A 13,158-nucleotide genomic window follows, 5' to 3' on the forward strand; every position below is an offset into this window, starting at 1 on the left:
TGCTGTGTCCATTGTTCAGATGTGCGACGGAGTTTCCCAGACCCACCTGGAAGGAATCACTGTGAAACCGGCCAAAGGCGCATTCGTCCTGCTCTTCGCACGCTTCACCCCGCTCGGCAACTGGGTGCGGGGCCGACAGCGCCGAGCCGGCGGCGAGGGAACCGCGGCCCGCGAGATCCTCGACGAGCCTCCGCGTCCCGTGCGCGAGGGCGACGACGGCTCACCGAGCGTGCCGACACCGCACTGGTGAGGACCCCCGTCCTCGGGAGCCGACAGGACCGGGAAGCCTGTTTCGCGTCACCGCGGCTCGGAATTCCCCTCCCGGCGTTCCGTATGCACTGGATGGCGGGTTAAAGTCAGGTTCCGCGAGGATCTTGACACGGAGGGGCCCGGGGATGGAGAACAGTGCGCCAGTACGCCGGGGACGACCCCCGGGCGTGCAAGCCGTCGAAGGTGAGCTGACCGCCCGCCAGGCGGCGATCGTCCGCTACATCACCGAGGCCGTCGCCCGGCAGGGCTACCCGCCGTCGATGCGGGAGATCGGCCAGGCCGTGGAGCTGTCCAGCACCAGCTCGGTCTCGCACCAACTGGGCGCGCTGGAGAACAAGGGAGTCCTGTACCGCGACCCCCACCGCCCGCGCGCCTACCGGGTCCGTCCTTCCTGGGCACCCGACCTCGCCACCCGCAGCTCGGAGCCGGCCCAGGTGCCGCTCGTCGGACGGATCGCCGCCGGTGCGCCGCTGCTCGCCGACGAGATGGTCGAGGACGTCTACTCCCTGCCCCGCCAGGTGGTCGGCGAGGGTGAACTGTTCGCTTTGACCGTGTCCGGCGACAGCATGATCGACGCGGCCATCTGCGACGGCGACATCGTGACCGTGCGCAAGCAGGACAGCGCCGAACACGGAGACATCGTCGCCGCACTGCTGGAGGACGAGGCCACCGTCAAGGTCCTGCACCGCCAGGACGGCCAGGTCTGGCTGATGCCGAGGAACGCGTCCTTCGCCCCGATCCCGGGCGACGGCGCCCGCATCCTCGGCAAGGTGGTCGGGGTTCTGCGTCTGCTCTAGCTGTGTCCGGTCCTGGCCATCGCCGACCGGGCGGATGCGGCAATACCGGCCCCGGCGGGGGCCGTTGGGTACCCTGGGCCGGACATCAGGGGGGCGCATGACTTCGTACGTCTGCACGGTCTGTCATGAGGAAGTGGTGGACGTGCCGGGTCGCGAGACCCAGTCCGCGAGCACGCATTCGTGCGGCCGGACATCCGGAGTGCCGTCTGGCGCGTCGGCCGCCGCCCTGGCTGATGCGCGGAGGCCGACGTCATCGGAGCGCGGTCGGTGGCTGGAAGACCGCCTGCGGCGCAGGGGCCACTCGTCGCGGCCCCGCCCGGGTGGTCGGATCCCTCGTAGCGTCATGGTCCTGGGCCTGCTCGGCCTCCTGGTGCTCTCCTTCACCTATGGGGCGCGGTTCGCGGACGGTGACGGCGACCGGGTCACGCACTGCCCGGAGAACGTCTTCCGGCACGACGTGTGCTGACGACCGGGCTTGGCCGTCGGTGTGGGCGGGGAGGCGAGTGGTGGTCGGGGGCCCGGGCAGGTGGCGGGCGACGGCCCGGAGTATCCCGATCCCAGAACGTCCCGATCCCGGAATGTCCCGACCCGGGAGTGACCCGGCCCGGATCGTTCCGTACCCGGATTCGGCGGCGGACCCGTTGCTCAGTCCGACAGTTCCCACAACAGCCGGTAGTACATGATGCGTTCCCGGTCCGGCTCGATCCCGTAGGCGTCGAGCAGCGGCTCTTCCCAGCCCGGACCGTAGTTCCACTGCGTACTCCACGTGGCGATAGCGAGGTCGGCCCAACGGTCCGCGAGACCGAGCGCGCCGAGGTCGACGTGTCCGCTGCACGTGCCGTCCGCACCGACGAGGGTGTTGGGAGCGCAGGCGTCTCCGTGGCACACCACGAGCCGGTCGACGGGCGGAATGTCGGCGAGGGCGCCGAGTGCGCGCTCGACCGTGCCGAAGCTCCGTACGTCGTCATGCCAGTCCGCCGGGTGCGTCCGGCCGGCCGCCGCTCGCGACCGCGCCCGCTCCAGCCGCAGGTCGGCGGACCAGTCGAACGGGCAGTCCGCGACGGGCAGGGCGTCGTGGAGGGCCCGCAGCCCGGAGCCGATCGCGCGTACGGCGGTGCCGGGGTCCCGCTTCCAGCGATCGTCGACCGCCATCCGCCCTGGGAGCCCCTGGGTGATGATCCAGGACCCCGAGGAGTCGTCCCCCTCACCGAGCACACGCGGCACCACGGTGAAGGGCGCCGCCCACCGCAGCCGTGCCGTCTCGTCCGCGAGATCGATTCCGCTGCCGGCCGGCGTCCACTTCACGAACTGCCGCGTATCACCCGAGCCGACCTGGAACGTCAGCCCACCGAGCTCGTTCCGCCACACGGCCCTTGTGGGCCGTCCCTTTGCGAACTCGGTGACGATGCGTGGAGCCTCGACATGTCCTGTGGGCGCGCTGGCTGTCATCAGCACAGTCTCGCCAGAAGGGCCGGAGGGAGGCGAACGGTTTACGCGTGCGCGTGTGCGACCGCCGAAGGCTGCCGTGACACGTGACAGGCTCGTCACTGCGGAACCCTGGGGTGCCGGCCATATTGCAGGGGCACCTACACCCCTCGTTGAGGCACCATGCGCAGATGTCGTCGACCGAACCAGCCGCCCGCGAGCTTCAGGATCGTGCCGTTCTCTGGAGCATGGGCGAGATCCGCGCAGCCGATGTCGTCGCCGCCGCCTGTGAAGCGCTCGTCGTCGGCCTCGACACTCCCGCCCTGCGGATCTTGGCCGCGTGCACGCGCATGGAGGCGGACTACGACGTCCCCGATCTCCTGCCCCCGGCACTCGATGAACTGGGGCTCACGTTCTACTCGGCGGGCAGTGTCGCCGGACGGGAGGCCGCAGGACGGGCCCTCGCCGCCCGGATGCTGGCCGGGGAGATGACTCCGCGCGAGCTGGCGTTCCGGATCCACTCGCGCTTCGGACACGGGCTGCCCCTTGTCGAGACGCTCGCCGGACTGGACGACGACTACGACACCCTCGAGTACGGCGACCGCACCCAGGCGCAGATCGACGCCGACGTCACAGCCGAGGCGCTGCGGCTGGTCCGGCGTCCAGCGGCCCCGACCGGACCCACGGATACACCGACCTGAACGTGCCCATCGGCACGCGGAAGGCCCCGCCGGAGCGGGGCCTTCGCTGGTGCGGTTCGGCGTGGTGACCGTGGTACGGGCTCTCAGGTCACGTCGACGAAGTCGCCGGAGGAGTTGCTGGCACCGGTGGTGGTGTTGCCGCCGTAGCTCCAGCGCCAGGTGCCGTCCTGGGAGGCCGTCACGGTGGTCTTCAGGTGACCGGCGCTGTCGGCGGTGACCGTCTTGACCGTCGAGTAGGCGCTGGAACCGGCGGGCTTGAACTGCAGCTTCACCAGTCGGCCGCCGTAGTTGTCGTAGCGGTGCTGACTCCAGTTGGCGTGCTGCACGGTGCCGGTGACGGTGATCGCCTTGCCCTTGGCGACGGGTTCCGGGGACGCGTTCGTGCTCTGGATGCGCGAGGCACGCTGGAGGCGGACCGTCGCGGACAGGAGATCGGTGTCGTAACCACCGTTCTTCTTGATGCCCGTGCCGAGGGTCTTCCACACGGCGGCGTCGCTGTTGACGAGGTGGCCGCCGTTGCCGCCCGGCATGCCGTCCGGGTCGATCGTCATCGTCTCGTCGCAGTCGCGGTAGGTGTAGCCGCCCGCGGAGGATGTCCTGCAGCTCCACTGGGTCGTGGAGATGGCGAGCAGGTACTTGGTGGACCCGTTGCTGCGGTACGCCTCGACCCACCAGTCGTCGAGCGCCACGTTGCTCTTCACCGTGTACGTCAACGGGACCTCGACCTCGGCACTGGTACCGACGACGATGGGCTTGCCGTTGTTGATGACGACGTTCGAGAACGAGATGTCGCCTTCGGCCGCGTGCGCGGCAGGCGCCGTGAGACCCATGCCCACGAGCGCCATGCCCCCGGACACCGCCACGGCGGCCACGCGCCGAACGGTCGCCGGTCTCTTCCGCTGCACAGCAGCAGACTTTGCAGTGATCAATCCCCACCCCTGAAATCGAATACCTGAGCGGCGGGCCTGCTGCCCGCCGCCGAAACTCTAGATCATCCAGAGGTCGCCAGCGGGCGCCGCTCCGCCCCCGGTGACCAGGCGCGATGTTCCCGGGTGACCAGGATGTGGCTGACAGGTCCCGGGTCCTGGGTCACGTGCATGGTTGCCTAGGCTGTGAGGCGTGCAGAACGAGCTCACCCACGAGGACAGTACCTTCATCAACTTTCGTCACTACAAGTTCGCGGACTCGGGGTCCCATGCCTTCAGGTGGGTCGATATCAAGCGTCTGCGGCTTCCTGCGGAGTCCGTCGAGGACCGGGCGCTCCTTGCCGCACTCATCGCGCATGAACAGTTTCGGGACGACTACGCCGGCGGTGGAGTGCAGCCGGAGGGGCTCCGGCACGGCCCGTACTGGCTGAGCGCGATGGCCCCCGAGGTGTACGAATCCGTCGGCCGTGAGACGAGTGACCGCATCCTGCGGGAGTGGGCGAACCAGTTCGGGGACGCTCCCGCTGCCCTGGCGGCGGATCTGGAGCGCGCGGTATTCGAGCGACTGGCGGCAGCCGAGCGCATTTACCATCTGCGTGGGCTCGGTGAAGAGTCGTTCCACGACTGGGGCGGTGTGCACACCGAGTTTCACGAGTTTGTGCTCATCGACCGTTCGGCCGGGCAGATCACGCTCCTCGTCGCGGCCGACGACTGAAACGCGGCCGACGGGCCGAACGAAAGGGCAGATCTTGCCAGTTCGATGGTCCAAAGTGCTGGGCAGCGGGTTCCTTCGCAGGGAAAAATGGTCGTCATGACGAGCGAAGGCACCTCGATCGACGCGACCAAGCCCAGCATCGCGCGTGTTTACGACTATCTGCTGGGCGGCAAGGACAACTACGCCGTGGACCGGGAGATCGGCGACGTGTTCAAACGCGACCTCCCCGGCTCCGTGGCGATCGCCTTCGCGAACCGGTCCGCGTTGACCCGGGCGGTCGCGGAGATCGCCACGACCACCGAGGTGACCCAGTTCATCGACCTGGGCAGCGGTCTGCCGACCGCCGACAACGTGCACCAGGTCGCGCAGCGTCATACGCCCGAGTCCCGCGTGGTGTACGTCGACATAGACCCCCAAGTGCTCGTCCACGGACGCGCCTTGCTGGAGGAGAACGACCGGACCCGGGTCATCGAAGCGGACGTCCGTGACCCCGAAGCCGTCTACAACCACCCCGAGACCCGGGAGATGATCGACTTCGACCGCCCGGTGGCCGTCGTGTTCAGCGCCATCCTCCATCACGTCAACGACGAGGAGGACCCCGCCGCGATCGTCCGCTTCTGGCGCGACCGCGTCCCCTCCGGAAGCTACTTCTTCGTCAGCCACTTCCGTTCCGGCAACAACCCGGAGACGGCCGAGGCGGAGAAGGTCCTCCAGCAGACCTTCGGCCGTGGCCGCTGGCGCACCGACGAGGAGATCGCGTCCCTCCTGGACGGCCTGGAGATCCTCGACCCCGGAGTCGTGGCCGCCTCGCTGTGGCGGCCCACGGCGGTGGACAACCCGTGGAGCGACGGCGGGGAAAGGGAACTCACCGTCTGGGAGCACCTCATCGCCGCGGGAATGGCCCGCAAGGCCTGACGGCAAGAGGCATTGGTAGGAGACAGCAGACGACAACAGGGTGTCCGGGCGCCAGGTGGCGCCTGTCCCGGGATGTCTCCAGCCACGGCACCACCGAGGGCTCCGACTTCCTCCCCGCGGGTCAAGAGCGGGGCCGCGTCCGGACGCGGCCCCGCCGACTGAGGCTGAGGGGAATCAGCGGTCCTGGGCGAGCGCGTACAGCTCGCCCAACAGGCTTCCCTCGGTGGCGACGAGGGTGTCGAACGTGCCCTCCTCACGGATGCGTCCTCGGTCGAGGACGATGATGCGGTCGGCCATCCTCACGTTGTCCAGACGGTGGGTGACGACCACCGTGATCCGGTCCGGGGCCATCGCGCGGAGCTCGCGGAAGATCAGGTGCTCACCGCGGGCGTCCATCTCGCTGGTCGGCTCGTCCAGGACGAGCACGGCCGGCTCGCGGTACATCGCCCGCGCGCAGGCCAGACGTTGCCACTGCCCGCCGGACAGTTCGTGTCCGCCCCATACCGAGCGGGCCAGCAGGGTGTCGAGCTGATCCGGGAGCCCTTGCAGGGCCTTGGCCATCCCCACGCGTTCGGCGGCGTCCCAGACGCGTTCGTCGCCGTGCTCACGGGGCTGGCCCAGAGTGATGTTCTCCCGGGCACGCAGCGGCCAGTGCCCGTTCTTCTGCGGGACGAGGCCGACGTGCCGCCAGACGGACTCGGCGTCGGCGGTGGCGAGATCGGTGTCGTCCCACCGGACGCTTCCGCCCGTCGGCACGGTCAGTCCGGTGAGCAGGCGGATCAATGTCGACTTGCCGGCGCCGTTCTCGCCGACCAGCGCGACGACCTCGCCTCGGTTGAGGGTGAGGGTGACCGGGTGCAGGGCGGACTCCTCCTTGTTGGGATAGGTGAACTCCGCCTCGCGCAGACGGATCTGCCGCGGCGCCTTCGCCTGGGCGCTGCCGCGGGCGGTGGTCATGGAGCGGACTTCGTCGACGAAGGTGTAGTAGTCGCTGAGGTAGAGGCCGTGGTGGAACATCACCGCGCCGTAGCGCACGATCGAGTTGAGGGCGCGGCCCGCCGTCTGGGAGGCGACGACGGCGGTGCCGGCGATCGCCGTCGACATGGCTCCCGAGATGGCGAGCGCCGCCAAGGAGGCCCACATGCCGAGCGTGAACAGACCCGCCAAGGAGGCCGCGAGGAGCGTTACCAGCAAGTACGGGCGGGCTCCCTGGAGTTCGCGTCCCTCGACCCGGTCGCACATCGCCCGGTACCAGGAGTGCAGGTAGGGGCGCATCGTGTTGGCGCGCAGTTCGTCGGCGAGCTCGGAGGTGGTGAGCCACCAGCGCATCATGCCGCGCACGTTGCGGGCGGAGAGGGTGCGGTCGTGGACGCGGTAGTCGATGCGCGCGGCGATGACTCCGCCCAGGCCCCTCGGGACGACCGACAGCAGCAACACGCCCAGAAGCAACGGGTGGAGGGACGTGAGGACGGTCGCGGCGGACACCAGTTGGACGAAGCCGTTGGTGAGCGTCTTGGCGTCGTCGGCGAGGTCGACCGCGCGCAACGCGCCGATCTCCGCGGCTTGGCTGCGGTCGGTGAACCCTTCGGTGTCGTACGCCGAGAGCTCGGCCCTCATGTGGAGGTCGACGAGGGTGAGATCGGCGGCCGAGGCGATCTTCGGATTGAGACGGCGGGTCGCCCAGTCCGCGAGGATCCACATCCCCGCGCCGGCGGCCATCGCGACGACCGCGACGGTCAGGGCCGGCCAGGCCTGCCGGAGCCCGGTGCGAGGGTCGGCGCCGGCGAGGTGGGGCAGCGCCCTGGAGACCGCGGTGAGCATGACCGCTGTGCCGAGGCCGGACAACACCTGGCACACGAGGATCGTGATCGTCATGCGTCGGTCGACGGACCAGGCCAGCCGGGCCGACTGGGCGAGGGCCATCGGGATGCGGCGGGCCATCTCCCACAAGGTGGCGTCGTCCATGGCCCGGCGGTGCTTGCGCCCGTTGTAGTCCAGCTCGGGAGGAGCCGAGGGCTGAGGAGCCGCCGAACGGGCGCCGGGAACGGCCGCCGCCCCGTTCCCTGAGGCGGACAGGGCCTGCGGCTCGGTGGCCGTGGGCTGTCGGTCGGTGCCGCGGAGCCGCTTCACGCGAACACTCCCGTCATGAGTCGGTGAAGGGTGCGACGCCCGCGTGCGGCGAGGCATGGATCGTCGTGCTTCCGGCTCCGGTCCAGGGCGCTCACCGCGTCCACGGCGGCCAGGAACTTCAGCACATGGAGCTCCTGCGGTGTCAGCTCACGTCCGTACCCGCTCAGGCAGGCGGTGCGCAGCCTGGGTCTGTCGGCCCACACCCCGCAGGCCGGCGCGACGAACTCCTGGACGACGGGCGCGAATCGGGACCGGTCGAAGTCGACCCAGGCCACCCGCCCCGACCAGACCAGATTCGTGGGCCAGGCGTCACCGTGGATGAAGCCGAGCGGCAACGGCTCCACCCAGCGGAGCTGTTCGGTCAGGCTGCGTACGAGAGTGCACTCCGACTCCGTCAGTCGATCGCCGGCATCCTCCAGGCGTCGCTCCACGCCCTGCGCCGCCGAACGCAATGCTCCTTCGGCCTCGGCACGCCAGCGGCCGGTCAGTTCACCGGCCGCGTGCAGCCGGGCCAGGAGCAGACCGGCCTGCCGGTGCGCCTCGTACTCCTCGGTCGCCGTGAGCGCGAGTTCGTGCACCGGGCGGCCGGGTACGGCGGTCGTCAGCAGCGCCAAGTGCTCGGCGCTGGACGCCCGGAGCTGAGGCGCTCGTCCGGCCCCCAGCGCGGGCACCGCGTGCCGCAGGGCGAACGTCTCCCTCTCGTACGTCCGCGCCGTGCGGGAGAGCTTCAGGTAGAACCGGCAGCCGTCGCGGCGTACGAGTTCCCACACGCGGGATGACCGGCGCGGGTGGGAAGCGTCCCGGGCCTCGGCGACGGCCCCGATCTCGCGCTCGGCCCAGCCGCGCAGAGCCGTGGGAAGTGCCTTCGCGTCGCTCATGCCCCCCACCTCGGTGACGGTCGTGATGCCGATGCGAACGGGGCGCGGCGCGCGTCCGCCGGGCGCTGGTGCACTACGGGCTTGACGCAGACGGCGGGAGGATTTTCGAACGCGGGGTGGGCGGCGGGAAGGGAGCGTACGGGATTCACGGATTTCTCCTCGGTAGGGATCGGGTGGAGCACCCCGGACAACGCGGCTGGTCACGGGGTCGATACGGGGCGGACCGGGCGATGGTCCGAGCGCAGGTTCGATATTCGGCGCCGCGGGCAAGTGGGCGCTGCGCTGACGCCCGTTCGATTCACTCGGCCAGGGGACAGCGGCGAAGGCGTGACCCGAACGGGGGATTGCGGGAGGGCGTCGAAAGCACCGGTCTCCTCGGTGGGACGTGGATGGGCCGAGGAACGGAACCCTGGGTCACGCCACTGACAACCGGGCGGATGCGATGCCGGGATCCGGACAATCCGAGCGGCCGATCCGGCGTCGGGCACCGGTCCTCGAGACGGCCGAATGGCCTGGGAGGGAATCAGGAGAAAGGATTCTCGAACCGGTCGGCCCGACCCCGGAGTTGAGCGGTCGGCGAGATGGCTTGAACTGCCCGGACCGTGCGGGCGACGTGGTCGGATTCCGGAGTGGCGGACCGCCGACCGCCCCAACGGGGGCTAACGTCAGCCCCTTGGCCCTGGCCCCGGCCCCGGTGCGGACCGGACGGTGACGCGTGCGCCCCGGCGCCGGTCCCGTCGCGTCCGTGCTCGGCGAGGAGGTCGAACTCGTGGGTTCGTGCTGCCGTGCTGCCGTGCTTTCGTGCTGCCGTGTTTTCGTGCTTCGCGAAGAGTCCGGCTTCGTCGTCTCCGTGCCCCGCGGAGGGACCGAGTCGCGGCGCGGAGCCCGATCGCGTCGTCACCGTGCTTCGCGAAGAGACCGGCCTCGGGTTATCCCCACCCCCGATCTGCCGGTAGCCGCCATGGTCCGCGGTGACCGCGATCCGTAGCGTCGAGGTATCGCTACGACAAGATCGTGAGAGGGCGGAACATTGAGGCTGCGCGGGAACAAGCGGCGGACGACGGATGGCCCGACAGGGGTCCAGGGCGGTACCTCCGCCTTCGCCGTCGAACTGCGCGGCGTACGACGGCAGTACGGCCGCGGCAACGGCGCTGTGCACGCCCTCGCCGGCATCGACCTGGCCCTCTCCCGAGGCACCTTCACGGCCGTCATGGGCCCGTCCGGCTCCGGCAAGTCCACCTTCCTGCAGTGCGCGGCAGGGCTCGACCGGCCCTCGGCAGGCTTCGTGCGGCTCGGTGGTACGGAGATCACGGGAATGCGGGAGAACCAGCTCACCGAGCTGCGCCGCAGTCGCCTCGGCTTCGTCTTCCAGGCCTTCAACCTGCTGCCGTCCCTCACCGTCGAGCAGAACGTGCTGCTCCCGATGCGGCTGGCCGGACAGCGCCGGGACCGCCGCCGCGCCGCCGAAGTGCTGACGCGGGTCGGACTCGCCGACAAGGCCGGACGTCACCCCGGTGAGCTCTCCGGCGGCCAGCAACAGCGTGTCGCCATCGCCCGGGCACTGGTCACCAGCCCGGACGTCATTTTCGCCGACGAGCCCACGGGCGCTCTCGACACCACCACCGCGGCCGATATCCTCGGTCTGCTGCGGCACGCGGTGGACTCCCTCGGCGCCACGGTCGTCATGGTCACCCACGACCCGGCTGCCGCCACCTGGGCCGACCGAGTGCTGTTCCTCGCGGAGGGTGTCTTCGCCGGCGGTCTCGACCGCGGCTCGCCGGAACAGATCGCGGCGCGGATGGCCGCCCTCACCTCCGGAGCGGGCGCGACGGCGAGGGTCGCGGCGTGAGCAGGCTCGCACCCAACGGCCTCGCCCGGGCGGCCGTGCGCTGCAAACCCGCTTCGTTCGCGGGCACGTTCGTGGCGTTGATGATGTCGGCGCTGATCGTCTCCGCCTGCGGCATCCTCCTGGAGACGGGTGCGCGGGCCTCGGTACCGGCGGAGCGGTATGGGAGGGCCGCGGTCGTCGTGGCCGCCGACCAGTACGCCCATCTCGTCACGGGCAGCGGCGACGGCCGGTCGGACTCCCCGGGCCTGCTGCCGGACATCGCGCGCGTGGATGCCGTACTGGCGCACAGAGCGGCCCGCGTACCCCAAGTGAATTCGGCGGTACCGGACTTCACGTTCCCCGTGCGTCGGGATGGCCGAGCGCTGACCGGCCACGGCTGGGGTTCGCACGCCTTCACCGGTGCCGTGCTCGTCTCCGGGACCGCGCCCCGTACCGGCGAGGTCGTACTCGAGGCGACCGCCGCGAAAGCCGCCGTCGGCGACACCATCGCCCTCGAAACCGCCACCGGGCGTGCGGAGTTCCGTGTCTCCGGGCTGGCGAAGGCCGGAACCGGTGACGTGCCCAGGGGCGCGACGGGCTGGTTCTCCGACGCCCAGGCGCCCGTGGTCGCCGGGCACCCGGGGAAGGCCGACGCGATCGCCGTACTCGCGAGGACCGGTGCGGACACCGACGACGTCGCCGACGCAGTGGAGAAGGCGCTCACCGGCACCCGGGCCCACGTGTATACGGGCGACGATCGAGGAGCCGTCGAGGAGCACGGGCTCGGGTACGCCAAGGAGACGCTCACCGGCATCGGAGGGTCCTTCGGCGGGATCGCCACCGTGGTCGCCGTCTTCACGGCGGCCGGCACGGTCGCCCTGTCCGTGGCCCAGCGCGCCCGGGAATTCGCGCTGCTGCGCGCCATCGGAGCCACCCCGCGGCAGATCCGCCGCGCGGTCGCTGCGGAGGCACTGCTCGTCGCACCCCTCGCCGGGTTGGCCGGCTGCCTGCCCGGGATCGGCCTCGCACAGTGGTGGTTCGGGCAGTTGAAGGACCGCGGAGCCATTCCGGAAGCCGTCGACCTGCACGTGTCCTTCATCCCGCTCGTCGTCGCCGTCGCCCTGGGACTGCTGACCGCGCTCGCAGCCGGGTGGGCGGCCGGCCGAAGGCCCGCGAGGACCAAGCCGGGCCAGGCCCTCACCGATGCGTCGGTGGAGCGGCTGCGGCCGGGCGTGATCCGTACCGGACTGGGCATCGGAGCCGTCGTCGGCGGAGGGTTCCTCACCGGCCTGGCTGCCCGCTCGGCCGGGGACGACGCCGCCAACGCCGCGCTCGGCGTCGTGATGCTCTTCATGCTCGCCGTCGCGCTCCTCGGCCCCCTGGTGGCGCGGCTGTGCGCCACGCTGTTCGGGCTGGCGCTGCGCGACGGCAGCGCCGCGGTGTCACTGGCGGCCGCCAACTCCCGTACGAACGCACGACGGATGGCGTCCGCGATCACCCCGATCGTGCTGGCCATGGCGTTCGCCTCGACGCTCGTCTTCCTGCACACGAGCGAAACTCACGTAGCCGCGCGGCAGTTGCGCGCGGGCGTCATCGCGGACCACGTCGTCACGGATCCGGCGGGACTGCCTGCCGACATGGTCGCCCGGGCCGCTCGCCTTCCGGGAGTCGACGCGGCCGTCGGCCTCCTCGAGACGCAGGTACTGGTGCCCGTCGGCTCCGGCGGAGACCGATGGCTCCAAGGCGCCGCGACCCAGGGCATCTCCGGCTCCGGCGCGCGGCTCGCGAAGGTGCAGGACCTCGACGTACGGGGTGGCAGCCTCGACCGGGTCGGCCGGGGCCGTATCGCCATCGACGAGACGCTCGCCACCTCGGCGCACGTCGGGATCGGCGACAGGCTGCCGCTCTACCTCCCCGATGGCACCAAGGCCAGGCCCGAGGTCGTCGCCGTGTACGGGCGCGGCCTCGGCCTCCCGGCGGTGACCATGGACCGGTCCTCGCTGGCCACCCACGTCACGTCGGGCTTCGACAGCACGCTGCTGGTACGGGGCGGCGACGCCGGGGCCCTGGCACTCCTGGGCAAGGTCACCGACGCCTCCGGCTACGCCGCCGCGCGCAACACGGACAACGAACTCAACGCCTGGGCGAACTACACGATGGCCGCGGTCCTCGGCGGCTTCGCGGCCGTCGCCGCCGCCAACACCCTCGTGATGACCGTCCTCGACCGACGCCGTGAACTCGGCATGCTCCGCCTGGTCGGCGCCACCCGGCTCCAGGTGATGCGGATGCTCCGTTGGGAGGGCCTGCTGGTGGCGACGACGGGCGTGCTCCTGGGCACGACCATCGCGGTGACCACTCTGATCCCGATGACGCGCGGCCTGACGGGGGAGTCCCCGTACATACCCCCGCTGCTGTACGGGGCTTTCGCCACGACGGCGATCGGCCTCGGCCTCCTTGCCGTCACCCTCCCGGCGCGAGCCGTACTGCGTGACGGACGGGCATGAGATTTCGGGTCTGAGATCTCGGATCTGAGATCTCGAACCGGCCGGGCGAGAGGTGCCCGCTCGCTCGGA

The 13,158-nt window shown here is 70.6% G+C and carries 12 protein-coding genes; 8 read left to right on the forward strand and 4 right to left on the reverse strand.

What is annotated here, in order from left to right:
* Positions 1 to 61 precede the first annotated feature (61 nt).
* From ACZ4TO_RS38085 to ACZ4TO_RS38095, 3 genes are all read left to right on the forward strand, one after another.
* Complete coding sequence (locus tag ACZ4TO_RS38085; RefSeq protein WP_451075542.1) at positions 62 to 250, forward strand: hypothetical protein; 189 nt, start codon at positions 62 to 64, stop codon at positions 248 to 250.
* Positions 251 to 395: 145 nt separating this feature from the next.
* Positions 396 to 1,067: a transcriptional repressor LexA gene (gene lexA / locus ACZ4TO_RS38090; protein WP_385041839.1), complete on the forward strand. Its 672-nt coding sequence runs from the start codon at positions 396 to 398 to the stop codon at positions 1,065 to 1,067.
* 343 nt (positions 1,068 to 1,410) lie between these two features.
* Positions 1,411 to 1,533, forward strand: coding sequence for a hypothetical protein (locus tag ACZ4TO_RS38095; protein ID WP_382778376.1), 123 nt, complete (start codon positions 1,411 to 1,413; stop codon positions 1,531 to 1,533).
* Positions 1,534 to 1,712: 179 nt separating this feature from the next.
* Here the strand turns inward: ACZ4TO_RS38095 and ACZ4TO_RS38100 are convergent, their stop codons facing one another.
* Positions 1,713 to 2,516, reverse strand: coding sequence for a phosphotransferase (locus tag ACZ4TO_RS38100; protein WP_468026613.1), 804 nt, complete (start codon positions 2,514 to 2,516; stop codon positions 1,713 to 1,715).
* 167 nt (positions 2,517 to 2,683) lie between these two features.
* Between ACZ4TO_RS38100 and ACZ4TO_RS38105 the strand changes: the two genes are divergently transcribed.
* The gene (locus tag ACZ4TO_RS38105; protein WP_468026614.1) at positions 2,684 to 3,193 is read left to right on the forward strand and encodes a hypothetical protein; all 510 of its coding nucleotides are present in this window, start codon (positions 2,684 to 2,686) and stop codon (positions 3,191 to 3,193) included.
* Positions 3,194 to 3,276: 83 nt separating this feature from the next.
* Here ACZ4TO_RS38105 and ACZ4TO_RS38110 read toward each other — a convergent pair whose 3' ends face one another.
* Positions 3,277 to 4,065, reverse strand: coding sequence for a hypothetical protein (locus ACZ4TO_RS38110; protein WP_468026615.1), 789 nt, complete (start codon positions 4,063 to 4,065; stop codon positions 3,277 to 3,279).
* 247 nt (positions 4,066 to 4,312) lie between these two features.
* Between ACZ4TO_RS38110 and ACZ4TO_RS38115 the strand changes: the two genes are divergently transcribed.
* Together ACZ4TO_RS38115 and ACZ4TO_RS38120 are read left to right on the forward strand one after the other, a co-directional pair.
* Positions 4,313 to 4,834: a hypothetical protein gene (locus tag ACZ4TO_RS38115; protein WP_468026616.1), complete on the forward strand. Its 522-nt coding sequence runs from the start codon at positions 4,313 to 4,315 to the stop codon at positions 4,832 to 4,834.
* A gap of 87 nt (positions 4,835 to 4,921) precedes the next feature.
* Complete coding sequence (locus ACZ4TO_RS38120; RefSeq protein WP_468026617.1) at positions 4,922 to 5,749, forward strand: SAM-dependent methyltransferase; 828 nt, start codon at positions 4,922 to 4,924, stop codon at positions 5,747 to 5,749.
* Between the two features lie 174 nt (positions 5,750 to 5,923).
* Here the strand turns inward: ACZ4TO_RS38120 and ACZ4TO_RS38125 are convergent, their stop codons facing one another.
* Positions 5,924 to 7,690 (reverse strand): ATP-binding cassette domain-containing protein, encoded by a 1,767-nt coding sequence (locus ACZ4TO_RS38125; RefSeq protein ID WP_468026684.1) that lies wholly within the window; start codon positions 7,688 to 7,690, stop codon positions 5,924 to 5,926.
* 185 nt (positions 7,691 to 7,875) lie between these two features.
* A complete protein-coding gene (locus tag ACZ4TO_RS38130; RefSeq protein ID WP_468026618.1) occupies positions 7,876 to 8,757 on the reverse strand; it encodes a phosphotransferase enzyme family protein in 882 nt (293 codons plus the stop codon).
* Between the two features lie 1,030 nt (positions 8,758 to 9,787).
* Between ACZ4TO_RS38130 and ACZ4TO_RS38135 the strand changes: the two genes are divergently transcribed.
* Together ACZ4TO_RS38135 and ACZ4TO_RS38140 are read left to right on the forward strand one after the other, a co-directional pair.
* Complete coding sequence (locus ACZ4TO_RS38135; RefSeq protein ID WP_468026619.1) at positions 9,788 to 10,606, forward strand: ABC transporter ATP-binding protein; 819 nt, start codon at positions 9,788 to 9,790, stop codon at positions 10,604 to 10,606.
* Positions 10,603 to 13,089 (forward strand): FtsX-like permease family protein, encoded by a 2,487-nt coding sequence (locus ACZ4TO_RS38140; RefSeq protein WP_468026620.1) that lies wholly within the window; start codon positions 10,603 to 10,605, stop codon positions 13,087 to 13,089. The genes ACZ4TO_RS38135 and ACZ4TO_RS38140 overlap by 4 nt, the downstream gene beginning before the upstream one ends.
* Positions 13,090 to 13,158: the final 69 nt, after the last annotated feature.

Source organism: Streptomyces sp. NPDC028298 (assembly GCF_055565895.1).